This is a genomic window from Anaerostipes sp. 992a, assembly GCF_001940245.1.
Taxonomy (GTDB): Bacteria; Bacillota; Clostridia; order Lachnospirales; family Lachnospiraceae; genus Fimousia.
The window spans coordinates 232,997-259,056 of sequence record NZ_MJIG01000003.1; the positions used below are offsets into that span (position 1 = coordinate 232,997).

General features: G+C 39.0%; 25 protein-coding genes, 1 other RNA gene, 1 pseudogene and 1 riboswitch. Of the genes and pseudogenes, 17 read left to right on the plus strand and 10 right to left on the minus strand.

The window, feature by feature from the left end; all coding sequences use genetic code 11:
• Positions 1 to 348 precede the first annotated feature (348 nt).
• Positions 349 to 1,170: a histidinol-phosphatase HisJ family protein gene (locus tag BHF69_RS02730; protein ID WP_075669544.1), complete on the minus strand. Its 822-nt coding sequence runs from the start codon at positions 1,168 to 1,170 to the stop codon at positions 349 to 351.
• 241 nt (positions 1,171 to 1,411) lie between these two features.
• Here BHF69_RS02730 and BHF69_RS02735 point away from each other — a divergent pair, with 241 nt between their 5' ends.
• From BHF69_RS02735 to tpiA, 4 genes are all read left to right on the plus strand, one after another.
• On the plus strand, positions 1,412 to 3,082 hold the full coding sequence (locus BHF69_RS02735) for a Na/Pi cotransporter family protein (RefSeq protein WP_075669545.1): 1,671 nt from the start codon (positions 1,412 to 1,414) through the stop codon (positions 3,080 to 3,082).
• Between the two features lie 163 nt (positions 3,083 to 3,245).
• Positions 3,246 to 4,259 (plus strand): type I glyceraldehyde-3-phosphate dehydrogenase, encoded by a 1,014-nt coding sequence (gene gap / locus BHF69_RS02740; protein WP_075669546.1) that lies wholly within the window; start codon positions 3,246 to 3,248, stop codon positions 4,257 to 4,259.
• 229 nt (positions 4,260 to 4,488) lie between these two features.
• On the plus strand, positions 4,489 to 5,682 hold the full coding sequence (locus BHF69_RS02745; protein ID WP_075669547.1) for a phosphoglycerate kinase: 1,194 nt from the start codon (positions 4,489 to 4,491) through the stop codon (positions 5,680 to 5,682).
• A 140-nt stretch (positions 5,683 to 5,822) separates the two neighbouring features.
• The gene (gene tpiA, locus BHF69_RS02750) at positions 5,823 to 6,575 is read left to right on the plus strand and encodes a triose-phosphate isomerase (protein WP_075669548.1); all 753 of its coding nucleotides are present in this window, start codon (positions 5,823 to 5,825) and stop codon (positions 6,573 to 6,575) included.
• A gap of 351 nt (positions 6,576 to 6,926) precedes the next feature.
• On the opposite strand, the gene BHF69_RS14120 is transcribed toward tpiA, so the two are convergent.
• Positions 6,927 to 7,097, minus strand: coding sequence for a hypothetical protein (locus BHF69_RS14120; protein ID WP_158022542.1), 171 nt, complete (start codon positions 7,095 to 7,097; stop codon positions 6,927 to 6,929).
• A gap of 102 nt (positions 7,098 to 7,199) precedes the next feature.
• On the opposite strand from BHF69_RS14120, the gene rppA reads away from it, so the two are divergent.
• From rppA to BHF69_RS02770, 4 genes are all read left to right on the plus strand, one after another.
• Complete coding sequence (gene rppA, locus BHF69_RS02755; protein ID WP_075669549.1) at positions 7,200 to 7,868, plus strand: two-component system response regulator RppA; 669 nt, start codon at positions 7,200 to 7,202, stop codon at positions 7,866 to 7,868.
• A 3-nt stretch (positions 7,869 to 7,871) separates the two neighbouring features.
• Entirely contained in the window at positions 7,872 to 9,242 is a 1,371-nt protein-coding gene (locus BHF69_RS02760; RefSeq protein ID WP_075669550.1) for a HAMP domain-containing sensor histidine kinase, read from the plus strand.
• Between the two features lie 138 nt (positions 9,243 to 9,380).
• A complete protein-coding gene (gene gpmI / locus BHF69_RS02765) occupies positions 9,381 to 10,925 on the plus strand; it encodes a 2,3-bisphosphoglycerate-independent phosphoglycerate mutase (protein ID WP_075669551.1) in 1,545 nt (514 codons plus the stop codon).
• A gap of 530 nt (positions 10,926 to 11,455) precedes the next feature.
• Positions 11,456 to 11,809 carry a putative signal transducing protein gene (locus BHF69_RS02770; protein WP_075669552.1) on the plus strand — a complete coding sequence of 118 codons (354 nt, stop codon included), beginning with the start codon at positions 11,456 to 11,458 and terminating at the stop codon, positions 11,807 to 11,809.
• A gap of 85 nt (positions 11,810 to 11,894) precedes the next feature.
• Here the strand turns inward: BHF69_RS02770 and BHF69_RS02775 are convergent, their stop codons facing one another.
• The 5 genes and pseudogenes from BHF69_RS02775 to ribD all read right to left on the minus strand — a co-directional run bounded on the left by BHF69_RS02775 (position 11,895) and on the right by ribD (position 15,684).
• Positions 11,895 to 12,533: an HAD family hydrolase gene (locus BHF69_RS02775; protein WP_075669553.1), complete on the minus strand. Its 639-nt coding sequence runs from the start codon at positions 12,531 to 12,533 to the stop codon at positions 11,895 to 11,897.
• Positions 12,534 to 12,535: 2 nt separating this feature from the next.
• Complete coding sequence (ribH, locus tag BHF69_RS02780; RefSeq protein WP_075669554.1) at positions 12,536 to 12,997, minus strand: 6,7-dimethyl-8-ribityllumazine synthase; 462 nt, start codon at positions 12,995 to 12,997, stop codon at positions 12,536 to 12,538.
• 33 nt (positions 12,998 to 13,030) lie between these two features.
• Positions 13,031 to 13,795: pseudogene (gene ribA, locus BHF69_RS02785) on the minus strand (GTP cyclohydrolase II); the annotation flags it as partial.
• 140 nt (positions 13,796 to 13,935) lie between these two features.
• Positions 13,936 to 14,580, minus strand: a complete 645-nt coding sequence (ribE, locus tag BHF69_RS02790; protein ID WP_075669555.1) for a riboflavin synthase — start codon at positions 14,578 to 14,580, stop codon at positions 13,936 to 13,938.
• Between the two features lie 15 nt (positions 14,581 to 14,595).
• Positions 14,596 to 15,684 carry a bifunctional diaminohydroxyphosphoribosylaminopyrimidine deaminase/5-amino-6-(5-phosphoribosylamino)uracil reductase RibD gene (ribD, locus tag BHF69_RS02795; RefSeq protein ID WP_075669556.1) on the minus strand — a complete coding sequence of 363 codons (1,089 nt, stop codon included), beginning with the start codon at positions 15,682 to 15,684 and terminating at the stop codon, positions 14,596 to 14,598.
• Between the two features lie 186 nt (positions 15,685 to 15,870).
• Positions 15,871 to 15,985: riboswitch (FMN riboswitch) on the minus strand.
• Positions 15,986 to 16,131: 146 nt separating this feature from the next.
• Here ribD and eno point away from each other — a divergent pair.
• The 5 genes from eno to BHF69_RS02815 all read left to right on the plus strand — a co-directional run bounded on the left by eno (position 16,132) and on the right by BHF69_RS02815 (position 20,588).
• Complete coding sequence (gene eno, locus BHF69_RS02800) at positions 16,132 to 17,421, plus strand: phosphopyruvate hydratase (protein WP_075669557.1); 1,290 nt, start codon at positions 16,132 to 16,134, stop codon at positions 17,419 to 17,421.
• Between the two features lie 100 nt (positions 17,422 to 17,521).
• Positions 17,522 to 18,511 carry a hypothetical protein gene (locus BHF69_RS02805; protein ID WP_075669558.1) on the plus strand — a complete coding sequence of 330 codons (990 nt, stop codon included), beginning with the start codon at positions 17,522 to 17,524 and terminating at the stop codon, positions 18,509 to 18,511.
• Positions 18,504 to 18,629 (plus strand): hypothetical protein, encoded by a 126-nt coding sequence (locus BHF69_RS14525; protein WP_278276961.1) that lies wholly within the window; start codon positions 18,504 to 18,506, stop codon positions 18,627 to 18,629. The genes BHF69_RS02805 and BHF69_RS14525 overlap by 8 nt, the downstream gene beginning before the upstream one ends.
• A gap of 28 nt (positions 18,630 to 18,657) precedes the next feature.
• Complete coding sequence (locus BHF69_RS02810; protein ID WP_075669559.1) at positions 18,658 to 19,272, plus strand: GTP pyrophosphokinase; 615 nt, start codon at positions 18,658 to 18,660, stop codon at positions 19,270 to 19,272.
• 77 nt (positions 19,273 to 19,349) lie between these two features.
• Positions 19,350 to 20,588 carry a DUF1015 domain-containing protein gene (locus BHF69_RS02815; protein WP_075669560.1) on the plus strand — a complete coding sequence of 413 codons (1,239 nt, stop codon included), beginning with the start codon at positions 19,350 to 19,352 and terminating at the stop codon, positions 20,586 to 20,588.
• 71 nt (positions 20,589 to 20,659) lie between these two features.
• Here BHF69_RS02815 and BHF69_RS02820 read toward each other — a convergent pair whose 3' ends face one another.
• Complete coding sequence (locus tag BHF69_RS02820) at positions 20,660 to 21,544, minus strand: shikimate dehydrogenase (protein ID WP_075669561.1); 885 nt, start codon at positions 21,542 to 21,544, stop codon at positions 20,660 to 20,662.
• 280 nt (positions 21,545 to 21,824) lie between these two features.
• On the opposite strand from BHF69_RS02820, the gene secG reads away from it, so the two are divergent.
• From secG to ssrA, 4 genes are all read left to right on the plus strand, one after another.
• Positions 21,825 to 22,064, plus strand: a complete 240-nt coding sequence (gene secG, locus BHF69_RS02825; protein ID WP_075669562.1) for a preprotein translocase subunit SecG — start codon at positions 21,825 to 21,827, stop codon at positions 22,062 to 22,064.
• A gap of 151 nt (positions 22,065 to 22,215) precedes the next feature.
• Positions 22,216 to 24,366, plus strand: a complete 2,151-nt coding sequence (gene rnr / locus BHF69_RS02830; protein WP_075669563.1) for a ribonuclease R — start codon at positions 22,216 to 22,218, stop codon at positions 24,364 to 24,366.
• A 12-nt stretch (positions 24,367 to 24,378) separates the two neighbouring features.
• Positions 24,379 to 24,849, plus strand: a complete 471-nt coding sequence (smpB, locus tag BHF69_RS02835; RefSeq protein WP_075669564.1) for an SsrA-binding protein SmpB — start codon at positions 24,379 to 24,381, stop codon at positions 24,847 to 24,849.
• Positions 24,850 to 24,943: 94 nt separating this feature from the next.
• Positions 24,944 to 25,287: a transfer-messenger RNA gene (gene ssrA / locus BHF69_RS02840) on the plus strand.
• A gap of 63 nt (positions 25,288 to 25,350) precedes the next feature.
• On the opposite strand, the gene BHF69_RS02845 is transcribed toward ssrA, so the two are convergent.
• Together BHF69_RS02845 and BHF69_RS13900 are read right to left on the minus strand one after the other, a co-directional pair.
• Positions 25,351 to 25,737 carry a PH domain-containing protein gene (locus BHF69_RS02845; protein WP_075669565.1) on the minus strand — a complete coding sequence of 129 codons (387 nt, stop codon included), beginning with the start codon at positions 25,735 to 25,737 and terminating at the stop codon, positions 25,351 to 25,353.
• Entirely contained in the window at positions 25,730 to 25,990 is a 261-nt protein-coding gene (locus tag BHF69_RS13900; protein WP_143249461.1) for a hypothetical protein, read from the minus strand. Before BHF69_RS13900 ends, BHF69_RS02845 begins: the two co-directional genes overlap by 8 nt.
• Positions 25,991 to 26,060: the final 70 nt, after the last annotated feature.

Here is a 26,060-nt window from a genome sequence, read left to right on the forward strand (position 1 = left end):
CTTCTTTTCCATGTTCCGTTTCTCCACACGAATATGGGAGAAATCAATACACTACAAAGAACGAAACCATTCCGGTAAAGCAATCTGCGAAGGAGCTTACATGTTTTCTCAGGTAGAAAATCTTTGGCAAAAGCGTTGCTTTTGGTCGTCCATAAGGACAAATGGATGGAAGCTTGCTTACATAGCCATTTGTCCCTGGACGAGAGATAAGATTTTCGTCTGTCTTGGTGTGGAACAAGAGAAAACATGTATCAGATTTGGAAGCTCCGTAGCCTGATTGCTGACCGGAATGATTTCGTTCTCACATATTATCCCATAGTCAAAGAAACCCGCATTTTTTGCACTATATCACAATAAAATTGGAATTTCATACGGTTTACGCTTGCGAAAAAGCGTGTAGTGGTCAAAGCCAGCTTCTTTTAAGATCGCCGGAAGTTTATGAAAGTCATAGGCCATATGTTCAGGCTTATGGCCATCAGATCCGATGGTCAGAATCGAACCGCCTAATTCCCGGTAACGTTTTAAGATATCTATATGTGGATTGGGTTGTCCCAGTCCATATTTTAATCCAGCGGTATTTACTTCAATTCCTTTTTCAGATTTGATCAATGCTATTAAGATTTCATCCAGAATATCCTGATAATCGGCAAAGTGGAAAAAGGTGTTTTTGTCTGGAGCGTAGCGGATGACATAGTCCAGATGACCATATACTTGATAATCCACATGTCTGCAGCTGGTGATATTTTCATAAATGGATTCGAAATATCTTCGGACCCCCTGTCTGGAGTCGTATTTTTGAAAGTATTCTGGTTCGTATGGGTCCATTCCATCAACTAAGTGAGAGGAGCCGATGACAAAGTCAAAATCATAGGAATCGGTTACTTTCTGATATCTGGCATCTAAATGTGGCATAAGACCCAGCTCTATGCCAAAAAAAAGTTCTATTTTGTCTTGGTATTTGTCTTTCAATCGCAGATACTCTTTATAGTAGGAATCAAAATCCAATAAAAAGTCCAGTCCCTCTTCGTTGGGAGGGTAATCATAGTCTAAATGTTCTGTCATACACACCGATGTAAGCCCGAGTTCTATTCCGCGTAGCACCATATGCTCCATTGGTGTATCAGAATCACTGGAAAATGAAGAGTGTAAATGACAATCAGATCGTATCATAAGTTGTCCTCCTGAAATGCTGTATAATGAGATAAGAAATGTCAATACTTCCTATATCCCTTTGCTTTATTATATAAGTTAAATCCCCTTTTCGTAAAGTAAATTTATGGAGAGAAGATAAATTTGCTTTTGACTTTATGGGAAGTAAACACAAACTTTACATAGAATTAACATAAGAAAAAGAGACGCATGATAAAATTTAAGAGAGATTGGGAAAATATTTGAAAGGAAGAGTGAAACAATGCAACACATTGGAAATTTATTTGGATTTATCGGCGGACTCGGGATGTTCTTATATGGTATGAATATCATGGCGGAGGGATTGCAGAAGTCTGCTGGTAATAAAATGAAGCAACTATTAGGCTATTTAACGAATAACAGACTTCTTGGAGTTTTAGTGGGGGCTTTGGTGACTGCGATTATCCAGAGTTCTTCTGCGACCACAGTTATGGTCGTTGGATTTGTCAATGCTCAGATCATTAATCTGACACAGGCAGCTGGAGTGATCATGGGTGCCAATATCGGAACGACGATTACAGCCTGGCTGGTATCTGCAAGCGAATGGAGTGCATTTCTAAAACCTGAATTTATCGCTCCGCTAATATTGGGAATTGGTGCGTTTGTCTTAATGTTCGCGAAAAAGGAAAAGTATCACCAGTTTAGTGAAATTGCTATTGGATTTGGTATTTTATTCATTGGACTTAGCTTTATGTCCGATTCTATTAGTATTTATAGGGAAAGTCCGATTTTTTCAAAAGCATTTGCAGTTTTAGGGGGGAATCCGATTCTTGGAATTTTAACAGGAGCGGTAGTAACAGCTATTATTCAAAGTTCATCTGCATCTGTAGGAATCCTGCAGACATTGGCCATGAATGGAATCGTAAATTGGCGTTCAGCAGTTTTTATTACCTTGGGACAGAACATTGGTACTTGTGTGACAGCATTATTATCCAGTATTGGTGCTAATAAAACGGCAAAAAGAGCTGCTGTGATCCACCTGTTGTTTAATGTCATGGGGGCAATTTTATTCGGTATTATTATGGTTGTGTTCTTTACGATCAACCAGGTGTGGGCAGTGTCGCAGATCAGCAGTACACAGATTTCTATTTTCCATACGATCTTTAATGTGACTAATACGATTATTTTATTCCCATTTGCGAACCTTTTGGTAAAACTGTCTGGAAAGATTGTAAAAGATACTGAAGATGCGGAAGAAGAATTAGACGAAGAAGAATTAACAATGAGACATCTGGATACTCGTATCATGGAGACACCGACCTTTGCGGTCAATAGTGGAATTGAAGAAATTGTTCACATGGGAGAGGTAACCATGAAGAATTATAGCCGGATCCATACAGAAATGTTAAAGGACAAGCCTAGCAAAAGCCGGCTGGAACGTGTAGAAAAAACGGAAAATTATATCAATGATATGGAAACCATGTTGGCACAATATTTCGTACAAGTAAGCACACTTGCTATTTCAGAGCAGCAGCGACTGATGGTAAATAATCTGCATTTTGTCATTAATGATATCGAACGAATTGGAGACTATGTTAAAAATATTGCAGACTTTATTGAAAGAAATGCAGGAATTGGCGGCATTTTTTCAGATGGGGCAAAAGAGGATCTGCGTCTAATGAGTGAGAAAGTGGGGAAAGCATTTGAATTATCCATTAATTCTATTGCCAGTGACAGTATGGAATTGGCGGACCAGGTAATGGAAGTTGAGGAGGAAGTTGACAAAATTGAAGCAAAAATTCGTGAAAAACATATCAATCGATTATCGAAGGAATCCTGCAAGGTAGAGAGCGGTGTTATTTTCCTGGATATCATCAATTGCCTGGAGAAAATCTCTGATCATGCAGAAAATATAGCAAAATGTGTGAAAAATGAACAGACCCTTCATAAATAAAACTAAAACATTTTCACAAAAGAAAGAACTAAATGTATATTGTATACATGCTAATATTTTTAAAAGGGACTTGAATTTTTTACTAGAATTGGTTAAAATAATAATAAAGTTTGACATAACAATGTCAAGGTAATCTTTTAAAAGACTTAGGAGGAATTATAAGATGGCAGTAAAAGTAGCAATCAATGGATTTGGACGTATTGGACGTCTTGCATTTAGACAAATGTTTGGAGCTGAAGGATACGATGTAGTTGCGATCAACGACTTAACATCTCCTAAAATGTTAGCTCACTTATTAAAATATGACTCTTCTCAGGGAACATATGACAAAGCAGCAACAGTTGTAGCTGGTGAAGATTCTATTACTGTAGACGGAAAAGAAATCAAAATCTATGCAAAAGCTAACGCTGAAGAACTTCCTTGGGGAGAAATCGGAGTAGATGTAGTATTAGAATGTACAGGTTTCTACACATCTAAAGAAAAAGCTTCTGCTCACGTTAAAGCAGGCGCTAAGAAAGTTGTTATTTCCGCACCAGCAGGAAATGACCTTCCAACTATCGTTTACAATGTAAACCATACAGAATTAAAACCAGAAGATACAGTTATTTCTGCAGCTTCTTGTACAACAAACTGTTTAGCACCTATGGCTAAAGCTCTTAATGACTTAGCTCCAATCAAATCTGGTATCATGTGTACAATCCACGCTTACACAGGTGATCAGATGACTCTTGATGGACCACAGAGAAAAGGTGATTTAAGAAGATCTCGTGCTGCAGCAATCAATATCGTACCAAACAGCACAGGTGCTGCAAAAGCTATCGGATTAGTTATTCCAGAATTAAATGGTAAATTAATCGGTGCTGCACAGCGTGTTCCAACTCCTACAGGATCTACAACAATCTTAACAGCAGTTGTAGAAGGAACAGTTACTGTTGATGAAATCAACGCAGCTATGAAAGCAGCTTCTACAGAATCTTTCGGATACAACACAGACGAAATCGTATCTAGCGATATCGTTGGTATGAGATATGGTTCTTTATTTGATGCAACTCAGACAATGGTTTGCCCATTAGACAATGGTACAACAGAAGTTCAGGTTGTTTCTTGGTATGATAACGAAAACTCTTACACAAGCCAGATGGTAAGAACAATCAAATACTTTGCTGAATTAGCTTAATTTGAAGTATTTTAAATTGATCCAGTAGGGGTCCGGTCTTTTTGGGCCGGACCCTTTTTTATTACATAAGAAATTCCCTGAATTTCTTATGTAACAAAAACGCTCCGCGGGAATCGCACTTCGACGGAGAAGAAGATGCTGCTGTTGCAGCCCGCCTCAGGCGGAGAATCTCGCAAAGCGAGATTCTTTTTCACTTATAATATTGAGGTTCTATTAGGAGGAATAAAATATGTTAAATAAAAAATCAGTAGATGATATTAATGTAAAGGGCAAAAAAGTCTTAGTTCGTTGTGACTTTAACGTACCTTTACAGGATGGAAAGATTACAGATGAAAACCGTCTGGTAGCTGCTCTTCCAACATTAAAGAAATTGATTGCAGATGGTGGACAGTTGATTCTTTGCTCTCATTTAGGAAAACCAAAAGGAGAACCAAAACCAGAATTATCTTTAGCACCTGTTGCTGTTCGTTTAAGCGAATTATTAGGACAGGAAGTAACATTTGCTGCAGATCCAGAAGTTGTTGGACCAAACGCAAAAGCAGCTGTTGCAGCAATGAAAGATGGAGACGTTGTTCTTCTTGAAAACACACGTTACAGAATTGAAGAAACAAAGAACGGTGAAGCATTCAGCAAAGAATTAGCAAGCTTAGCAGATATTTTTGTAAATGATGCATTTGGTACTGCTCATAGAGCACACTGTTCTAACGTTGGTGTTACAAAATTTGTTGATACAGCAGTTGTAGGTTACTTAATGCAGAAAGAAATCGATTTCTTAGGAAATGCAGTAAACAATCCAGAAAGACCTATGGTTGCAATCTTAGGTGGAGCAAAAGTTTCTTCTAAAATTTCTGTTATCAATAACTTATTAGATAAAGTTGATACATTGATCATCGGTGGAGGTATGGCATATACTTTCATGAAAGCTCTTGGAGAAGAAGTTGGTGATTCTCTTCTGGAAGCAGATTATTTAGATTATGCAAAAGAAATGATGGAAAAAGCAAAAGACAAAGGTGTGAACCTTTTAATTCCTGTAGATACTGTAATTGCTGATGCTTTCTCTAATGATGCAAACCGCAAAGTTGTAGGACGTGGTGGAATCGAAGCTGGATGGCAGGGATTAGATATCGGACCTGAAACTCAGAAATTATTTGCAGATGCTGTAAAAGATGCTAAGACAGTTGTATGGAACGGACCTATGGGATGTTTCGAAATGCCTAACTTTGCAGCTGGTACAGTAGCAGTAGCAAAAGCTTTAGCAGATATTGATGCTACAACAATCATCGGTGGTGGAGATTCTGCAGCAGCAGTTAACCAGTTAGGATTTGGTGATAAGATGACTCACATCTCTACAGGTGGTGGAGCTTCTCTGGAATTCTTAGAAGGAAAAGAACTTCCTGGTGTAGCTGCAGCTAATGATAAATAGGCATTGAACACTTAACGATTGGCAAGCCTGAAAGGCACAGAAAGAGTTTAGTGAGAAAGCCCATCCCGAGCCTTAATGAAAACAAACCGAAGGTGAAGTTTGAATTTAGTATTGAGTATAAGAACAGTTAGGAGAATTTTATTATGCGTAGAAAAATTGTTGCTGGAAACTGGAAAATGAACAAAACTCCAAGTGAAGCAGTTGAATTAATTAATACTTTAAAACCATTAGTAGCAAATGATGATGTAGATGTTGTATTTTGTGTACCAGCAATCGATATTACAGTAGCAGTAGAAGCTGCAAAAGGATCTAACATTGCAATCGGTGCAGAAAATATGTACTATGAAGAAAGTGGAGCTTATACAGGAGAAATTGCTCCAGCTATGTTAGTAGATGCAGGTGTAAAATATGTGATCATCGGACATTCTGAAAGAAGAGAATACTTTGCAGAAACAGATGAAACTGTAAATAAGAAAGTATTAAAAGCAATCGAACATGGTATCGTTCCTATTATCTGCTGTGGAGAAACATTAACACAGAGAGAACAGGGTGTTACGATTGATTTTGTTCGCCAGCAGATTAAAATTGCTCTTCAGGGAGTAACTGCAGATCAGGCTAAAGAAGTTGTAATCGCTTACGAACCAATCTGGGCAATCGGAACTGGTGTAGTAGCTACAACAGAACAGGCTCAGGAAGTATGTGTAGCTATTCGTGCATGTATCGCTGAAGTTTATGATGAAGCAACAGCAGAAGCAATCCGCATTCAGTACGGCGGATCTGTATCAGCAGCAAGTGCTCCAGAATTATTTGCTCAGGCAGATATCGATGGTGGATTAGTTGGTGGTGCTTCTTTAAAACCAGATTTTGGAGCAATCGTAAACTATAACAAATAATTTTAGTAAACGAAGAGTCCCATAGGTATATTGCCTGTGGGATTTTTTTATTACATAAGAAATTCTTCGAATTTCTTATGTAATAAAAATCCTCCGGCGATGTACACTGGTGCGCAAAACGGAATAAAAATTCTTTCCCAAAAGTACAACACATTTTATGTGCATCCTGCCCAATGATATTTGAAATATATTGTACATTGTAGATTTTGTAAATGAGAGCAAGCTTCCTTATACTTTTTATTAAAAATAAAGAAGAAATATGAAGTATCAGTCAAAGATAAAAATGAATTTTATTAATCAGAATTATATATCTACTTAAAAAAATAATGTGATAAATTAGTTATCTTCGGATCAATCCTTCTCCCAACCACCGCTGGTAGAGAGAGAGGTAGAACTTTCTTCATTGGACATATCAATGGATTGCGTGCGCTTTGCTGGTTGTTGTCTTCGGAGGGAACAGCTGGAAGCAGAGCAGCACAATAATATAAGCAAAAGAATATAAAATAATGTTCTTGCCGTCATAATTATTCCTCCCATCTATTGTTTTTTCACAATATTTTGTGCTATGGTAAGTATATTACATAAAAATGAGAATCGTATTAAAATAACGAGGGAGGATCAGGAATGAGAATTTTATTAGTAGAGGATGAGAGTGATCTAAGACAGATTATAAAAAAGAGATTGATCAAAGAAAAATATACCGTTGATGACTGTCAGGATGGATTAGAAGCAGAAGATTATATAGATATGACAGAATATGATGGTATTATTTTAGATGGCATGCTTCCAGGGAAAGATGGCCTGGATATTTTAAAAGAGATGCGTCGGAAGGGAAATCATACGCCGGTATTGATGTTGACAGCAAGAGATAGTATAGAGGATCGGGTAAAAGGCTTGGATTATGGAGCTGATGATTATCTGGTAAAGCCGTTTTCGTTTGAGGAATTGTTGGCAAGGCTTCGTGCTGTTATGAGGAGGAAGCCTGTATTTGTTTCCGAGGTGTTGACCGTGGATGATCTGCAGATGAATCTGCATACAAAGGATGTGATGAGAAATGGAGAAAGAATCGAACTGTCCAGTAAGGAGTATATGCTGCTGGAATATCTGATGCAGAATAAAAATATCGTACTTTCACGAGAACAGATCCAGGAACGGGTATGGGGATATGATTTTGAAGGAGGCTCCAATGTAGTTGATGTTTATATACGATATTTAAGAAAGAAAATCGACCATGAAAATGAAAAAAAACTGATTCAGACGGTTCGTGGAGTGGGATACGTCATAAGAGGATAATGTATGAAGGAACGATCTATAAAGCGTAAGATTACGCTATGGTATACGATGATTCTGGCGCTTATTTTATCGATCGTACTGGTCGGAATGCTGGTTTTCATTCATAATCTGGAGACCAATGTAGCAAAAGAAGAACTTAGCCAAAATCTGTCTGCATTTTATGGACAGATTACCTTTGCAGAGGATGCGTATTATATACCAGATGACATGGAATTTTATAATAATGGAGTGGTGATCTCTGTTTATTCAGAAAGAGGAGTTCCACTTGTAGGAAGTATCCCCAGTCATTTTCCAATGGATACGACGTTGAAAGATGATACTTTTCAGCGGGTACAGGGAGATGGAACCAGATGGCTTGTATACGACAGAGCCTATGATTATGGAGAAGGAAAAACACTGTGGATACGAGGAGTATCTACAATCTCTGGAGTTGAATTGGTGGCAGGGCAGATCATGATAGCTACAGTATGTTTGTTCATGGGACTTACAGCATTTATTGGATGTATTGGATATATTATGCTTTCCAAAGCATTAAAGCCAGTAGAGATTATCTGTTCAGAGGCTGGAGAAATTTCAAGGGGAGAGGATTTATCCAAACGGCTTACCATACCTCAGATTCAGGATGAGATGTATCGGCTATCCATTTCCTTTAATGAGATGTTTGATCGATTGGAGGAATCTTTTGAAGCAGAAAAGCAGTTTTCTTCTGATGTGTCCCACGAACTTCGTACGCCGCTTTCAGTGATTCGTTCTCAGTGCGAATATTTGATCGGAGAGTGTCGAACTTCAGATGAAAGAGAAGAGATTGAAATTATCAAGAATCAGGCGGATCGGATGACAAATCTGATTTCTCAGCTGCTTACGATTTCCAGATGTGAACGGGGAAGTGAGCATTTCCATATGGAAGAATTTGATTTTAGTTTTATGGCAGAGATGGTTGTGGATACGTTGGCGGAAACTGCGCAGAGAAATGAGATTTCCATTCAGAGAGAGATTGAAGAGGGTCTCCTGGTCTATGGAGAAGAGACTTTATTGATGCGCATGCTGATGAATCTGATTGAAAATGCAATCTTTTATGGAAAGAAAGGTGGTTATATCAAGGTTAAAATCAGGAGAAAAGGAAATTATCTGGAAGGAAGTGTGGAGGATAATGGAATTGGAATTTCCGAGGAAAATCTATCAAAAATATGGAAGAGATTTTATCGGGAAGACAAAAGCAGAAAAAACAGTACCAATGGAACAGGACTTGGACTTTCGATGGTAAAATGGATTGTGCAGATTCATGAAGGAACCATTGATGTAGAAAGTCAAAAAGATAAGGGAAGTACATTTACATTTTTTTTGCCAGTAAAATCGGACCAGATGGATTGTTAAAAAATTCTCATTTCTGAGTAACCTGTACAGTTTGAGTTGAATTTCTCCTGAAAGTACGTTATAATTATGACATATGTGAGTAGCATGATGGCACAGGGATAGTGTCTAAGAGTTTATAGATGCAAAGGAGAGTAAAAGATGGGTAAAAAACCAACAGTTCTGATGATATTAGATGGTTATGGATTAAATGAAAAGAAAGAAGCCAATGCTGTGGCAATGGCTAATACACCAGTGATGGATAAACTGATGAGTGAAGGCGTATTCGTAAAAGGAAATGCAAGCGGAATGGCAGTAGGACTTCCAGATGGACAGATGGGAAACTCTGAAGTTGGACATCTGAACATGGGTGCTGGACGTATTGTATATCAGGAATTAACAAGAATTACAAAAGAAATTCAGGATGGAACATTCTTTGAAAATGAAGCGATGTTAAAGGCAGTGGAAAACTGTAAAGCACACGATTCTGCACTTCATTGCTTTGGTCTGTTATCCGATGGTGGAGTACACAGCCATAATACACATTTATATGGGGTATTAGAGCTTGCAAAACGCCAGGGATTAAAGAAAGTATATGTTCATTTATTCTTAGATGGACGTGATACTGCACCAACATCTGGAAAAGGCTATGCAGAAGAATTAGTAGCTAAGATGGATGAGTTAGGTATTGGTAAGATTGCAAGTGTTTCCGGACGTTATTACGCAATGGATCGAGACAATCGTTGGGAACGTGTGGAAAAGGCTTATCGTGCCATCGTTATGGGTGAAGGAAATACAGCAGAAGATGCTGTTCAGGCAATTGCTGATTCTTATAAAGAAGACGTTACAGATGAATTCGTAGTACCAACTGTTATTATGGAAGATGGTGCTCCAGTAGCAACTTTAAAAGAAAATGATTCTGTAATCTTCTATAACTTCAGACCAGACCGTGCAAGAGAGATTACACGTTCTATTTGTGATGATAAGTTTGAAGGATTTGAACGTCCAAATGGATATTTCCCAACCACATACGTATGCTTTACAGAATATGATGTGACGATTCCGAATAAATTGGTAGCATTCCACAAGGTGGAAATCAATAACACATTTGGTGAATATCTGGCAGCACATGGATTAAAGCAGTTAAGACTGGCAGAAACAGAAAAATATGCACATGTTACTTTCTTCTTCAATGGTGGTATTGAAGAACCAAACGAAGGAGAAGACAGAATTTTGGTAAAATCTCCAGCAGTTGCAACTTATGATCTTCAGCCAGAGATGAGTGCTCCAGAGGTTGGAAAGCAGTTAGTAAAAGCAATTAGATCAAATGAGTATGATGTTATTATCATTAACTTTGCAAATAGTGATATGGTTGGACATACTGGAATCCCAGAAGCTGCAATCAAGGCTGTAGAAGCAGTGGATAAATGTGTTGGAGATGCCGTAGAAGCAATCAAAGAGGTAGATGGACAGATGTTTATCTGTGCAGACCATGGTAATGCAGAGCAGTTGGTAGATTACGAGACTGGTGCTCCATTTACTGCACATACAACGAATCCAGTACCTTTTATCTTAGTAAATTACGATGAAAACTATACTTTAAGAGAAGGTGGTTGTCTGGCAGATATTGTTCCTACTTTAATTGAAATGATGGGAATGGAACAGCCAAAAGAAATGACAGGTAAATCTTTATTAGTTCGTAAATAAATCCAAAAATTTTAAAGGAGTTGTTGCAAAATGAAGCGAAATGATTTCACTTCTGGAGCACAGCTCCTTTGTTTTTTATAAATATGTATAATCCGTTAAATAGGGGTTTCTTTGACTATGGGATAGTGAGTGAGAACGAAATCATTCCGATCAGCAATCAGGCTACGGAGCTTCCAAATCTGATACATGTTTTCTCTTATTCTACACCATGATAGACGAAAATCTTATCTCTCGTCCAGGGACAAATGCCTATGTAAGCAAGCTTCCAGCCATTTGTCCTTATGGACGACCAAAAGCGTAGCTTTTGCCAAAGATTTTCTGCCTGAGAAAACATGTAAGCTCCTTCGCAGATTGCTTTACCGGAATGGTTTCGTTCTTTATAGTATATTGGCTTCTCCCATATTCATATGGAGAAACGGAACATGGAAAACCCTCATAATGCGCTCCTTTTAGAAAGTTTTATAAATAATTAAGCAAATGGAAAGAATTATTTTGTATGATAAAAATAAAAGTCACTAAGGGGGAAACGTATGGTTAAGTTATGGAACGCACTGGATCCTGCACAAGAACAGGAGTTATTAGAAGTATTGAAAAAGAATCAGATTGCATGTTTTGTGAAGGATGCAGGCGCAGGAGAATTTATGAAAATTACCATGGGTTTTTCATTGGCTGGAAGAGATATTTATGTGGATGAGAAAGATGCCAATAAGGCGAGTAGGTTGATCGGTCAGATGAAAGCAAGATGGAACCTGGAACAGATGCAGGAGGGCTGGGAAGGAGAAGAGGAGGAAGAAAGGGCCTCATGGTACCAAAGGAAAGAAATCATATCCAGAATCATTCTTAGTGTTCTTGTGGTTATGGTGATCATTCTTATTTTTATTTAGAACAAAATAAGAGAAAAAGATAGAGCGGATGTTCTTTTCTGAAATGTGAGAAAGAGCATCCGCTCGTTTGTGTTTAATACAATCGCTATTTTATGGTAAGATCACAGATACTTAGAATTTCTTCCCAATCCTGAGAATCTACCTCTTCGTAGACACCTACTACGACAAAACCTGCATCTTTTGCTGTTCTTACGCAGTGAAGTGCATCTTCAAATACGACGGTATTTTCCAGTGTCCCGCCCAGTCGCCTCATGGATTCTAAAAAAATATCCGGGTGATATTTTCCTTTTCCGACCTCGGAACAGGTTAGAATAAATGAAAACCGATGAAGAACACCCAGCCTTTTTAGAGCATCTTCAACCATATGACGGTCCGTAGAGGTAGCCGCACAGAATGGAATCTGATGTTTGTCGAGAAAATCAAGAATCTTTGTTCCCGATTCTTTCATCGGAATGGTAGTGGCATATTTTTTTTCAATGACACGATGCAGACCGGATATGATCTCTTCCCTTGTCTTATGGACTCCATAAGCTTCCTGAAGATAGGCGGCAGTTTCCTGGGAAGTGCGCCTTTTTACCTGCTCTCGAATGTCTGGGGCAGCAGTTATGCCAAGAGAAGATAGATAATCTCTGGTTACATTTTTCCAGCTTTCCATAGAATCTAAAATCGTACCGTCCAGATCAAGAATGGCATATTGCATCTTTGGTAATAATGATTCTATCATGATTAAAATAATTTATTTAAATTGATCATTTCAATTGCACCTAATGCACAATCATATCCTTTGTTGCCAGCCTTTGTTCCGGCGCGTTCAATTGCCTGCTCAATATTTTCTGTAGTTACGACACCAAACATTACAGGAACACCTGTCTGTAATTCTACAGATGCAATTCCTTTGGAAACCTCGTTGCATACATAATCATAATGAGTTGTAGAACCGCGGATGACAGTTCCAAGACAGATGATTGCATCATATTTTCCAGATTTTGCCATTTTAGAAGCGGCCAGAGGAATTTCAAATGCACCTGGAACCCATGCCAGTGTGATGTCGTCATCTTCTACATTGTGGCGTTTTAATCCGTCCAAGCATCCGGATACCAGTTTGGATACGATAAATTCATTAAATCTTGCTGCTACGATACCGATTTTTGCGCCTTCAGCGACTAATTTTCCTTCTAAAACTTTCATGATAATATCTCCTTTTTCTAAATGATTATAATTTTAATACATATGTCCCATACGTTCTGATTTTGTACGTAGATAAAATGCATCAATTTTATTTGCTTTAATGATGATTGGAACCCGTTCTACGATTTCCATGCCGAATTCTCCTAACCCATAAATTTTTTCCGGGTTATTGGTCAGAAGACGGAGTTTTTTTACACCTAGATCAGCAAGAATCTGAGCACCAGCCCAATATTCTCTTAAATCCTCTGGAAAACCAAGCTTTAAATTGGCATCCACAGTGTCATAGCCCTGTTCCTGAAGCTCATAGGCTTTTAATTTATTGATTAGGCCGATGCCTCGTCCTTCTTGTCTCATATAGAGAAGAATTCCGCGCCCTTCTTTTTCAATAGCTTTTAAAGCTGCTTCCAGCTGTTCTCCACAGTCACAGCGCATGGAACCTAATACATCTCCGGTCAAACATTCGGAATGAACGCGGCAAAGAACAGGTTCACCATTGGCAACATCACCTTTGACCAGAGCAACGTGATGTTCCCCATTTACAGTATTTACATAGCCATAAATATCAAATTCTCCAAATTTAGTTGGCATTTTTGCTTTGGCTTCTCTAGAAACCAGTTTTTGATATTGACGGCGGTAATCCTGAAGTTCATTCATAGTAATGGTAATTGTACCGGAAGGAATCTCGGTTGTTTCCTGATAAGAAGCACGATTGATCAACTTGGCAAGATCGGATAGATCCGCAGCGGCTTCTCCAAAACCAGCGTGCATTAAGGTTCCCCCTTGTGTCAGTATGGCAGGTTTGCAATTCGTATCTGCTTTTTCAGATGGTATGATAAGTGCTGCGCCTGTGTCATCTGTAATGGCAATGGTCAGTCCCTGCTTCAGGGCATTGATTGCATTTGAAATATTATTTGTGTCAGTCATGATGTCCTCCTATGTTAAAACCCATGTTGGGTTAAGAATTCGAGTGTTAGATTGCTTTCTACTGTAGGGGTGGATTCTTTTGTTGAAAAATTCAGCAGTTTTTCCACATATTTTCCAATTAAATCGCATTCCAGATTGACCAGATCGCCAATCCTTTTTCCAAGCAGCGTGGTTTCTTCACCGGTATGAGGAATGATAGATACGGAAAAGTTTAAATCAGTAACCGCTGCAACTGTGAGACTGATACCGTCGATAGTGATGGAGCCCTTCTCAATGATATATTTAAGAAGCAAAGTAGGGGGATCAATGGTAATCCAGATGGCATTGCCTTCCTTCTTTCGCTTGGCAATGGTACCTGTGGCATCCACATGACCAGCAACGATATGACCGCCAAATCTTCCGTTGGCAGCCATGGCACGCTCAAGATTCACTTTGCTCCCGATGGTCAGGGAGCCTAAGCTGGTACGACGAAAGGTCTCAGGCATAACATCGACGCAAAAAGAATTTTCAGTATAGGAGGTGACAGTCAGGCATACACCATTTACAGCGATGCTGTCACCCAAGTGGACGTCTGTTAGTACCTTATTGGCATTTAATTCTAAAATGCCGGGCTTTAGAGCTTTTACAGTACCAATTTCTTCAATAATTCCTGTAAACATATCGTTTGTTCCTTTCTATTTTACAGTTCCTTCAATTAGAATATCTCCATCGAAGGAAGTAATCTTTGTATTTGTAATGGAAAAAGCATCTGACGGTGTGGCAACACCCTGTCCGCCTACAGGTGTAAAGGCAGAAGTCCCGCCAAAGAGTTTGGCGCCAATGTAACAATAGAGGTATTGAACAATGCCAGCTTCCAGAGCAGCATAGTTTAACGTCTGTCCACCTTCTAACAGAATGCTGTCGATATGTTTTTCTCCTAATTGTTTCATCAAATCCTGCAAATCTAGATGACCGTGGTCTTCTTTCACAACGATCACTTGAACACCGAGAGATTGCAACGCATTTACTTTTTCTGATTTTGGATGACAGCAAGCTACGATGGTTGGATATTCCCCAGCAGTTTGGCAGATTTTACAGTCCAAAGGAATGGAAAGCTGACTGTCACATACGATACGAATCGGATTTCGCCCTCCTTTCATACGGCAGTTCATCATAGGATTATCTGCCAGCACAGTGCCTATGCCGGTCATGATGGCAGTATAGGTATGCCGAAGAAGGTGTACATGTTTTCTGGAGGATTCGTTGGTAATCCATTGAGAAGCACCAGTATAAGTAGCCAGCTTGCCATCCATGGTCATGGCATATTTTAAGGCAACAAAAGGAGTTTTTTTAGTAATGTAATGAAAGAAGACTGGATTAATGGCATCGCATTCTTCGCGGCAAAAATCTTCGATGACCGTAATGCCATGGTCTCTTAATATTTGTGCTCCTTTTCCGGCTACCAGAGGATTAGGATCTCTAGAACCAATATATACAGTGGAGATACCGGCATCAATAATGGCCTCAGTGCATGGTGGTGTCTTACCATAGTGACAGCAAGGTTCTAAGGTAACATAGATCGCAGCACCGGTCATATCCTCCTGACAATTTAAAATTGCATTGCGTTCTGCATGGTATTCTCCATATCTGTGGTGATAATCCTCATTTATGATGCGGCCGTCTTTTACGATCACGGCACCAACGAGAGGGTTGGGATTTACCGCACCGATTCCTTTTTTTGCAAGCTCAATGGCACGCATCATATAATTTCTATGAGCATCCATGGAAATTCTCCTTTCCCCGCACATTGTGTGCATATTTTTAAGCATTGTTTTATAAAACAAAAAACATCCCGAAATGTCTATTCAGGGATGCTTGTAATGAAATATATCTATATCATTGAAAAAGCTCTGAACCCATGTAGATTCAGAGCAGTATGTCGTCAAATGATCAATGATGGATAATGATCTTTGTATCTTCTTTCATCCAGACTATACTGTCGGCTTTGGAATTACACCAAATCATGCCTTTCGGCTCGCGGGCTTTACCGCCGGTAGGGAATTGCACCCTGCCCTGAAGAACAAATCATTTAATTGTCTGAAATCATAATATCACCATTGGTAACTAATGTCAAATAGAAAAAGAAAGTATTAGAAGATTTTTCATATCTAAGGAATATTTTCTGCAATTCTGGAAAAAATAATAAAAATTCAAAAAAAGGACGTGGAATTATGAAAGGTCAATTGGAAATTTTAGATATTTGCAGTAGAGAAGTTCTGGATTCCAGAGGGAATCCAACGGTAGAAGTGGAAGTTCTTTTAAACAACGGTGCAATGGGAAGAGCTATGGTACCGTCTGGTGCCTCAACAGGGAAATTTGAAGCGGTAGAGCTTCGTGATGGAGAAAAACGCTATGGCGGCAAAGGGGTCGAGAAGGCGGTCAATCATGTAAATAGCAGAATAGCGGATAAGCTGATTGGAAAAAATCCATTGAATCAGATTGAAATCGATCAGATTCTCATCGATATGGATGGGACTGATAATAAATCAAGGCTGGGAGCCAATGCTACGCTTGGAGTTTCTCTGGCTGTTGCAAAAGCAGCTGCTGAGGCACTGAATCTTCCACTTTACCAATATATTGGTGGATGCAACAGTAAAAAACTTCCGATTCCCATGATGAATATTCTAAACGGGGGACAGCATGCCGATAATACGGTGGATCTTCAGGAATTTATGATCATGCCGGTGGGAGCAGATGATTTTCACGAAGCATTGCGCATGGGAACCGAAATATATCATAAGTTAAAAGAATTATTAAAAAGCAGAGGCCTATCTACAGCAGTAGGAGATGAAGGAGGATTCGCGCCAGATTTATCCAGCAGCAGGGAAGCTCTGGACTATCTTGTGAATGCCATCCAGGAGGCAGGCTATCGACCAGGAGAAGATGTAATGATTGCCATTGATGCGGCTGCCAGTGAATTGTACGATGAAGATGATGACCAATATTATTTTCCTGGGGAAAGTAAGATGGCAGGAAAAGAAATTCGCAGAAATGCAGAAGAAATGGTACAGTATTATGAAGAACTGGTGACGAATTATCCGATTGCCAGTATTGAGGATGGATTAAACGAAGAAGATATGAAGGGCTGGAAGGTACTGACGTATCGATTGGGCGATCGGGTGCAGCTGGTAGGAGATGATCTGTTTGTGACCAATGTAAGGAGGTTGAAAGCGGGCATTGAAAGCGCCATTGCAAACTCTATTTTAATCAAATTTAATCAGATTGGGACTCTGACGGAGACTCTGGATGCTATCGAAATGGCAAAATGTGCTGGTTATACTACGGTGATTTCTCATCGCTCCGGTGAGACGGAAGATAATACCATTGCCGATCTTGCAGTAGCAGTCAATGCAGGACAGATCAAAACAGGAGCACCTTGCAGAAGTGATCGGATCAGCAAGTATAATCAGCTTCTTCGAATAGAAGAACAATTGGGAAAATGTAAAACATTTGGAAGATAGAAATAAGAGCGGGAGAACATCTAATGGACGTTCCTCCGCTTTTGTTATATAATGCTCTTGTTCTGTTTTGATCTGTAGAAGAAAGGAAAAGGAGCAGAAAATGAGAAAGACAAAAAGTATCATAGTAATATTTGGATTATTTTGTATAGAACTGATACGAATGATATGTGTGAATCAGGGCATATATGCAAATATGGATAGTATGGTCCAGTGGCAGCAGTGGCTGCTGACTGGTATTGGCAAGATATCGGAATGTGGCATTCTGGTAGGACTGGCAGCAGGATGTTTTTATAGTGAGTTGGAAGAAACCAGAGAAGAACAGCAAAGAGCTGTGACGATGATTACGGGTCTTACCATAGTATTCGTGTTCGTTCTTCTTGGAGCAATCCAGGAAAAAGGTGGATTTGAGATGTCCTATCTGGTTCGGATGGGATCTTACTTTATTTTTCCGGTGGCCGTTATTTTCATCTTGAAGAAGATGATAAGGCATCAGGATGTGGGAGGACATTTAACATATTTTTGGCTGTTGATTCTTTTAAATATGGTATACATATCCCTGTTTCAGAAGACTGGTGAGCTGCTGCTTCCCTTCTTGATTTACCAGACCATCCTGGAAGCATTGCTGATTCACTGGATTTTTCAAGGAGAGAGAGAAAGTCAGTTGATGTTGAGCCTTTCTGTATTTCTTGGAAACATATGTATTTATAATTGGTATCAGGGAAAGATAACTTTTTTGCAACAATTTCCAAGCCTGGGTCGATGGCATTTTGAATGGGGGATGAAAAGGGCTGGAATCCTTCTCATCATGCTGATCTTAGGTGGAATGATCTTGTATTATATAACCAGATTGGAAAGGGAGAGACAGATTCTGCTTTTGTCTTCCGGAGTAGGCGCAATGTGGGAGCTGTTTTTAAAGTCTGGTGCAGATGGGATTTTTCACATGCGGGCAATCTGGCAGGAGCAACAGGGAATCTTTTTGCTGACTCCATTTTTGGCGGTGATTGCAGGAGCATTTCTAATTGAGGAAAGAGAAGGAATGTTTTTAGAGGACGAGGAAGAATACGAAGATGAGGAGGAAGAAAATGGATAAAGGAAGAATCAAAGGCATTGCACTTGATTTGGATGGAGGAATATTTTTCAAAACTTTAATGAAAGTTCAGTGTTTTTTCAAAAAACAAAAAGACTATCTTCATAATTGTTTTGTATAATAAGAAATGGATATAAAAGGAGAAGCGTATGACGAATGAACAATATTATGATCTGCGGACTCCGTACAATGATGCATTGCAGATTATGGGGACCAGAATTGATATTTTGGATCACAATTTATATCATAAGCCAAGCAGTGGCCCGGTTCACCATATTCAAAAACGGGTGAAGTCAAAGCAGAGCATAGAAGAGAAATTAAGAAAATTAAATCTGACCGATAGTAAGGTAAATGCTAAGGAAAATCTGCTGGATATTGCCGGTATCCGGGTCATCTGTTATTTTACAGATGATATTTATAATTTGGTGGAAGTATTAAAGGGACAGTCAGATCTGATTATTTTAAAAGAAAAGGATTACATAAAGCATCCGAAACCAAATGGATACCGAAGTTATCATATTATTATTGGAGTTCCTTTGTATTATGCAGATGCAACAGAATATTTTCCGGTAGAAGTACAGTTTCGAACGATGGCTATGGATATGTGGGCCAGTCTGGAGCATAGAATCTATTACAAGAAGGGGAAAGAAAAGGATGAAAAGCTGGAAGAAGAACTGCTAAATTATGCCCATATTCTTGCAGATTTGGAAGAACGATTCAAAAAGCATAATGAAAATGAACGCTTGAAAATTCAAAAAGAATAAGAAAATAATTGTGAAATTCAAAAATAGTTGCTATAATTGAGTCGTTAGCTTAAAGAGAAGCAAGAAAGGAATCAAAAATGGCAATTGTAAAACCTTTTTGCGCAGTGCGGCCAAGAGCTGATTTGGTCAGTCAGGTAGCTGCATTGCCTTATGATGTTTATAATCGAAAAGAAGCAAGAGAAGCAGTAAAAGGAAAACCATACTCGTTTTTGAATATTGATCGTCCAGAGACACAGTTAGACCCATCGATCGATATTTATGACGATGCTGTTTATGAGAAGGCAAAAGAATTATTAAACAAGCATATTGAGGCGGGCATTTATTTAAGAGACTGGTCAGCATGCTATTACATCTATGAGTTGACTATGAACGGAAGAACACAGACCGGAATAGTAGGTTGTTCTTCCATCGATGATTATGAGACTGGTGTTATTAAAAAGCATGAGAATACAAGAGCTGACAAGGAAATGGACAGAATTCGCCATGTAGATGCCTGTAGTGCTCAGACAGGACCTATTTTTCTGGCGTATCGTTCCAATGAGACGATCAATGAAATTGTTGCTATGGTGAAACGGGACGAGATGCCAATATATAATTTTGTAGCAGAAGATGGAATCCGACATCAGGTTTGGAAGATTGGTGATCCAGGTCGAATTCAGATTTTGGAGGAAGCTTTTTCAAAGATTCCGAATACTTACATTGCAGATGGTCACCATAGAGCTGCTTCTGCAGTCAAGGTCGGACAAGGAAGAAGGAATCAGCATCCGGATTATACGGGGAACGAAGAATTTAACTATTTTCTTTCTGTATTGTTTCCGGACGATGAACTTTATATTATGGATTATAACCGTACCGTTAAGGATTTGAATGGTTATACTAAAAAGGAATTTATGGAAAAAGTAGAAGAGAACTTCCAAGTTGATTTTGTTGGGAAAACGCCGTTTGCACCAATGAAAAAGAACACATTTGGTATGTATATTGACAATAACTGGTATTGTCTGACGGCAAAAGATTCTATCAAGAATGAAGATCCGGTAAAGGGACTGGATGTATCCATTCTTCAGGATTATCTTTTGAGTCCGGTGCTTGGAATCAAAGACCCAAAAAATGATATGAGAATTGATTTTATTGGTGGAATCCGGGGATTAAAGGAATTGGAGAGACGTGCCGATATGGATATGAGAGTTTCTTTTTCCATGTATCCAACGACAATTTCTGAGTTATTTGCAGTAGCAGATGCAGATTTGCTCATGCCGCCTAAATCAACCTGGTTTGAACCAAAGCTGCGCAGCGGTTTATTTATACATACATTTTAGAATTGATCTTCAGAATCATAGATAAAAGAAGCAGATCCAAGAGGTTCTGCTTCTTTTTCGTAGTTATTATTCTATTCGTATACGTAAGAAATACCTAATTTTTCTTTCATGTATTCGCTGTCTACACGTTCTCCAAGGATTAATTCGATTGCCTCGATGGCTTGGAATAACATCATGCCCTGTCCGTTCATTGTCTTGCATCCAGCTTCTCTTGCCATCTTTAACATTGCTGTTTCATGAGGAGAGTAAATAACATCTGTTACGATTAAGTCAGGACGGAAGAAAGATTTGTCAGGAATATATGTCTGCCCTTCCATTGGTTTCATTCCAACGCCAGTAGCATTTGTGAATAAATAGCTGTCGTTCATTTCTTCTTTTAATTTATCTAAATCAGCCAGATCATATAAAGTAGCTTTGCAGTTTGTCTTTGTATTGATCTTTTCAACAGTGGCTTTTGCGTTATCCCAGAACTTATCCTGAATTGCGAAGATAGACATTTCTTTTACTCCATCTAATGCAGCCTGAATCTGAACAGCGGTTGCAGCTCCGCCGGAACCTACGATGGTAACTTTCTTTCCAATTGGATCAATGCCGTTGTCCTTTAAAGACTGCATATAACCGATACCATCAGTGATATGTCCAACTAAATAACCATCTTTGTTAACAACAGTGTTAACAGCACCACAAAGTTCTGCTGCTGGAGAAATTTCATCCAGATATTTATGTACGATTGTTTTATTAGGCATAGAGATGTTAGAACCTCTTAATTTTAAAGCCTTCAATCCTTTAATGGCATCTTCTAATTCGTCTGCATCTACTTCAAATGCAAGGTTTACGATGTCAAGGCCTAATTTTTCGTATGCGGCGTTATGAGTAGCAGGTGATTGAGAGTGTCTGATTGGGTAAGCCATTAAACCGACGAGTTCGGTATGACCGGTAATTTGATGTCTTTGCATAATAGTTCGCTCCTTCTTATTAATAGTTCTTTGTTTATTTTATAACAATATTATACATCATTTTTTATAAAATTGTATGAGAAAATGCTCTGAAAAAGATGGTATTTATTTATAGATTTATAGGTGTTTGGCTATTGATTTTTTCAGAAATGTGAAAAGATTTTCTCGGGATTTATGCAGGTGTCTTGTTTTTCTTATTTTTATGTGTTAAAATAAATACCGATTGACGACAGATAAAAGAAGCTATACCAGATTTGTAAATGAGTCAGGAGGAATAAACATGCTTAAAACAATTCTTACAGTTTTATTTATTATAGTATGCATTGTGCTTACAGTGCTCGTTTTAGCTCAGGAAGGAAAGGATGCAGGATTGGGTTCTATGTATGGATCTGCACCAGCAGGAACCTATTGGAGTCAGAATAAGGGACGTTCTAAAAAGGCGAGAATCATTCAGATTACAACGATTTTTGCATTACTATTTTTTGTACTTGCAGCAATACTTTCTTCCAAATTATTTTAGAAAGAATAAAACGGCACTTCTTAGCAGAGAATAAGGAGTGCCGTATTTTTGTTACATAAGAAATTAGAGGCGGACTTGTCCGCGTTGTTCCATTAGAAGAAATTTTGAAAGTCCGATCAGAAGAGTTTGGGAAGGAAAACTGGAGGAAAATATGAAGAAGAATGAGTTATATGAACAGAGAAAAAAGATTGTGTATAATATTATACAGGATGATGTTTATCAACCTTTGAAATTAAAGGAATTTTCTTATTTGCTGCAGGTTCCGCCACGAGATCGGGAGCAGCTAAAACAGATTCTGGATGAATTAGTTGCAGAAGGTAAGATTTCTATTACAAAAAAAGGGAAATATACCAAGTTGGAAAAAGGCCTGGTAAGAGGAATCTTTGAAAGTAATGCAAGAGGCTTTGGCTTTGTGACGGTAGAAGGGGAAGAAGAGGATTATTTTATTCCAGAGAATGCAGTGGGAGATGCCATGTATCATGATGTGGTATTGATGCAGGTAGTCGTACCTTATGCGGAGCCAGGAAAAAGAAAAGAAGGAAAGGTTATAAAAGTCTTAGAGAGAGGCATTACCCAGGTGGTAGGAACTTTCCAGAAAAGCAGAAATTTTGGATTTGTTGTTCCAGATAACCAGAGATTTGAAAAGGATATTTTTTTATCAAAGTCAGAAAGTAAAAATCTTTCCGAAGGACATAAGGTGGTCGTAAAGATTATCGATTATGGTGGAGATGGGAAGAATCCAGAAGGAAAGGTTCTGGAGGTGCTAGGTCATGCTAATGACCCGCGAGTGGATGTTTTATCGGTGATCAAGGCATATGACGTACCCCTTGAGTTCCCACAGGAAGTCATGCAGCAGGTAAAAAGGGTAAATGATGAGGTTTTAGAAAGAGAAAAAGCCGGACGTATGGATATTCGGGGCTGGCAGACGGTGACCATTGATGGTGAGGATGCCAAGGATTTGGATGATGCGATTACGCTTACGAGGCAGGATGGCGGTTATCAGCTTGGTGTTCATATTGCAGATGTTAGTCACTACGTGACAGAAGGCTCTGCACTGGATCAGGAGGCATTAAAGCGCGGAACGAGTATTTATCTGATCGACCGAGTAATACCAATGCTTCCTCATAAGCTGTCTAATGGCATCTGTTCTCTCAATGCAGGAGTCGATCGTCTGGCATTGAGCTGTATTATGGATATTGATGCGAAGGGGCGGATTATCGGGCATAAAATTGCAGAAACCGTTGTTCGGGTGGATGAACGGATGAGCTATACCAGTGTTGCTAAAATCTTAGAAGAGCAGGATCCAGAAGAAATCAAAAGATATGAGAATCTGGTACCGATGTTCCAGCTTATGAAGGAATTGTCCGATATATTAAGGCAGCATCGGCATGAACGGGGATCCATTGATTTTGATTTTCCGGAATCCAAGCTGATTCTGGACGAGGATGGAAGGCCGTTGGAGATTTATCCATATGATCGCAATTGTGCTACGAAAATCATTGAAGATTTTATGCTTGCGGCAAATGAGACGATTGCAGAGGATTTCTTTTGGCAGGAGCTTCCATTCGTATATCGTACCCATGAAAGTCCAGATCCGGATAAGATTCAAAAGCTTGCGGTATTTATTCAAAACTTTGGATATTTTTTAAAGAATTCCAGTAAGGATCATATTCATCCGAAGGAAATCCAGAAATTATTAAATAAGATCGAGGGAACAGAGGAAGAGGCTCTGATCAGCCGTTTGGCTTTACGGTCTATGAAACAGGCACGATATACTACTACAAACATTGGACATTTTGGCCTATCAGCCAAGTATTACTGTCATTTTACTTCCCCAATTCGTAGATATCCAGATCTTCAGATTCACCGAATTATTAAGGAAAACCTTCATGGTAATCTGCAGAAGAAGCGCGTAAAGCATTATGAACAGATATTGCCAAAGGTTGCAGAAATCAGCTCTAAGACAGAGCGAAGAGCCGAAGAGATGGAGCGGGAAGTCGTTAAGATGAAGAAGGTTGAATATATGGAGCAGCATCTTGGAGAAATCTTTGTAGGAGTTATTTCAGGGATTACAACTTGGGGCATTTATGTGGAGCTTCCCAATACCATCGAAGGTATGATCAGGGTTGCGGATATGATTGATGATTATTATAATTATGATGAGCGAAGTTATTCTATGGTGGGAGAGATGACGGGAAGAACCTTTGAGCTTGGGATGCGGGTTGCTGTCAGAGTGAAAGAAACCAATAGAATGTTAAGAACGATAGATTTTGAACTCTATGATGAAGATATGGAAGAGTAGAAAGGGGAAGCTATGGCAAAAAAAGAGGGAATAAAGCTGGTCGCCAATAACAAAAAGGCCAGACATGACTATTTTATAGAAGAAACTTATGAAACCGGCATTGTGCTTCATGGTACAGAAGTGAAGTCTCTTCGTCTGGGTCAGTGCAGCATCAAGGAAGCATTTATCAGTATTGATCATGGAGAAGTGTTTATTAACCGGATGCATATCAATCCTTATGAAAAGGGGAATATCTTTAACAAAGATCCTCTGCGGGTGAAAAAACTTCTCATGCATAAAAATGAGATCTATAAGATGGAAAGTCGGGCACAGGTAAAAGGTTATACCATTGTACCATTGAGAGTATATTTTAAGGGCAGCCTGGTTAAGGTGGAAATCGGTCTTGCTAAGGGTAAGAAGCTGTACGATAAGCGTCAGGACATTGCTAAGAAAGATCAAAAGAGAGAAGCACAAAGAGATTTTAAAGTAAGAAATTTTGGATAAAGGACTAAAAAACATTGACAAAAAAAGAAAAGTAATATATAATAAAAAATCACGCAGGAGTTATCTGTGACCAGAATAAATCTTGAAGCAATCAGGGCTTGTACTGGTTTCGACGGGGATTTTGAAGGTCGGGAAGCCATTCGGAGGGACCACGTTACGGTGCGAAACTTAAATATAAACGCAGATAATAAATTAGCGTACGCTGCCTAGTTTGCAGCTGCCTGCTCCATACCACCTACAGTATGGAATCCAGGCATCAAAACATGTAGGACACTAATCTGGTAAAGCTTTGCATCAGGTTAAGTAATATGAAGCTACTAAAGCAGGCAGCCTGTTCATGGGCGTCCTGTGGAGGGAATGTAAAATCATGAACTGCAATGGGAGATGCCTTACTGGACGAGTTTTCGGACGCGGGTTCGATTCCCGCCAGGTCCATAGAAAAAGCCTTGTTTCGACAGGGCTTTTTATTTTTTTCAGGTCTTTGTTTTTCAAACGTTCTGATTATAAAGCACCATTGGCAATGAGTTTTGCAATTTCAGCCACATTGCTTCCACGGCTGAATTCGAAGGTGATCATGCCAAGACTGCTAAAATAAAGTTCTAATTCGGATTCGATATCAAAAGTTCCTGCCGTTTCGATGGAAAAGGCTTGAATGTGGTTGTAAGGAAGAGAGGTAAAATCCTTTTTTGCTCCTACGAGTCCTTGTACATTGACAGATATGATCCGCTTGTCAGTAAATACGATAAAATCCCTTAAAGAGGAATAGACATGAAGAATGCTTTCATTATCTGCAAGCATCGGCTGTACCATAGGTGTGATATGTTTCTGTATCTCCTTGTCACTGGCTTTTGATAATTTAAAAACTTTTTTATTGGTAAAATCAATCATGCTGAACCTCCTGTTCTCTCCTGCTGTCCGCAGAAGGAAATTGTTGATAAAAATCCTGAATATCGTCAAATTCCATGTTAATTTTTAGTCGGTTGATGGGGAAACTTCCGTGGCATCCATTCCCGCATGAGCAACGATTGACTTTTATAGAAGTCCCGTTAGAGAATTGAATGATATTGACAAAATCGCTACTATGACAGCCACCGCTACAGCAACACATGGAATTACCGAGAATATCTGTAATTCTAATCATATACAAAAATCCTTTCTGAATCATTCATTTTTATAAATCTATTGTATCATAGAAATTGTCTATGAAAGAG

What these genes read in the sequence shown, in the direction of transcription:
- rppA (WP_075669549.1), top strand. Translation starts at nt 7,200, where the DNA reads ATGAGAATTTTATTAGTAGAGGATGAGAGTGATCTAAGACAGATTATA.
- BHF69_RS02810 (WP_075669559.1), top strand. Translation starts at nt 18,658, where the DNA reads ATGACGAATGAACAATATTATGATCTGCGGACTCCGTACAATGATGCA.
- BHF69_RS13900 (WP_143249461.1), bottom strand. Translation starts at nt 25,990, where the DNA reads ATGATTAGAATTACAGATATTCTCGGTAATTCCATGTGTTGCTGTAGC.
- ribD (WP_075669556.1), bottom strand. Translation starts at nt 15,684, where the DNA reads ATGGATGCTCATAGAAATTATATGATGCGTGCCATTGAGCTTGCAAAA.
- ribH (WP_075669554.1), bottom strand. Translation starts at nt 12,997, where the DNA reads ATGAAAGTTTTAGAAGGAAAATTAGTCGCTGAAGGCGCAAAAATCGGT.
- BHF69_RS02730 (WP_075669544.1), bottom strand. Translation starts at nt 1,170, where the DNA reads ATGATACGATCTGATTGTCATTTACACTCTTCATTTTCCAGTGATTCT.
- BHF69_RS02845 (WP_075669565.1), bottom strand. Translation starts at nt 25,737, where the DNA reads ATGATTGATTTTACCAATAAAAAAGTTTTTAAATTATCAAAAGCCAGT.
- rnr (WP_075669563.1), top strand. Translation starts at nt 22,216, where the DNA reads ATGAAGAAGAATGAGTTATATGAACAGAGAAAAAAGATTGTGTATAAT.
- smpB (WP_075669564.1), top strand. Translation starts at nt 24,379, where the DNA reads ATGGCAAAAAAAGAGGGAATAAAGCTGGTCGCCAATAACAAAAAGGCC.
- BHF69_RS02745 (WP_075669547.1), top strand. Translation starts at nt 4,489, where the DNA reads ATGTTAAATAAAAAATCAGTAGATGATATTAATGTAAAGGGCAAAAAA.
- secG (WP_075669562.1), top strand. Translation starts at nt 21,825, where the DNA reads ATGCTTAAAACAATTCTTACAGTTTTATTTATTATAGTATGCATTGTG.
- BHF69_RS14120 (WP_158022542.1), bottom strand. Translation starts at nt 7,097, where the DNA reads ATGACGGCAAGAACATTATTTTATATTCTTTTGCTTATATTATTGTGC.
- BHF69_RS02805 (WP_075669558.1), top strand. Translation starts at nt 17,522, where the DNA reads ATGAGAAAGACAAAAAGTATCATAGTAATATTTGGATTATTTTGTATA.
- eno (WP_075669557.1), top strand. Translation starts at nt 16,132, where the DNA reads ATGAAAGGTCAATTGGAAATTTTAGATATTTGCAGTAGAGAAGTTCTG.
- BHF69_RS02775 (WP_075669553.1), bottom strand. Translation starts at nt 12,533, where the DNA reads ATGATAGAATCATTATTACCAAAGATGCAATATGCCATTCTTGATCTG.
- BHF69_RS02760 (WP_075669550.1), top strand. Translation starts at nt 7,872, where the DNA reads ATGAAGGAACGATCTATAAAGCGTAAGATTACGCTATGGTATACGATG.
- gpmI (WP_075669551.1), top strand. Translation starts at nt 9,381, where the DNA reads ATGGGTAAAAAACCAACAGTTCTGATGATATTAGATGGTTATGGATTA.
- BHF69_RS14525 (WP_278276961.1), top strand. Translation starts at nt 18,504, where the DNA reads ATGGATAAAGGAAGAATCAAAGGCATTGCACTTGATTTGGATGGAGGA.
- BHF69_RS02735 (WP_075669545.1), top strand. Translation starts at nt 1,412, where the DNA reads ATGCAACACATTGGAAATTTATTTGGATTTATCGGCGGACTCGGGATG.
- ribE (WP_075669555.1), bottom strand. Translation starts at nt 14,580, where the DNA reads ATGTTTACAGGAATTATTGAAGAAATTGGTACTGTAAAAGCTCTAAAG.
- BHF69_RS02820 (WP_075669561.1), bottom strand. Translation starts at nt 21,544, where the DNA reads ATGCAAAGACATCAAATTACCGGTCATACCGAACTCGTCGGTTTAATG.
- BHF69_RS02770 (WP_075669552.1), top strand. Translation starts at nt 11,456, where the DNA reads ATGGTTAAGTTATGGAACGCACTGGATCCTGCACAAGAACAGGAGTTA.
- gap (WP_075669546.1), top strand. Translation starts at nt 3,246, where the DNA reads ATGGCAGTAAAAGTAGCAATCAATGGATTTGGACGTATTGGACGTCTT.
- BHF69_RS02815 (WP_075669560.1), top strand. Translation starts at nt 19,350, where the DNA reads ATGGCAATTGTAAAACCTTTTTGCGCAGTGCGGCCAAGAGCTGATTTG.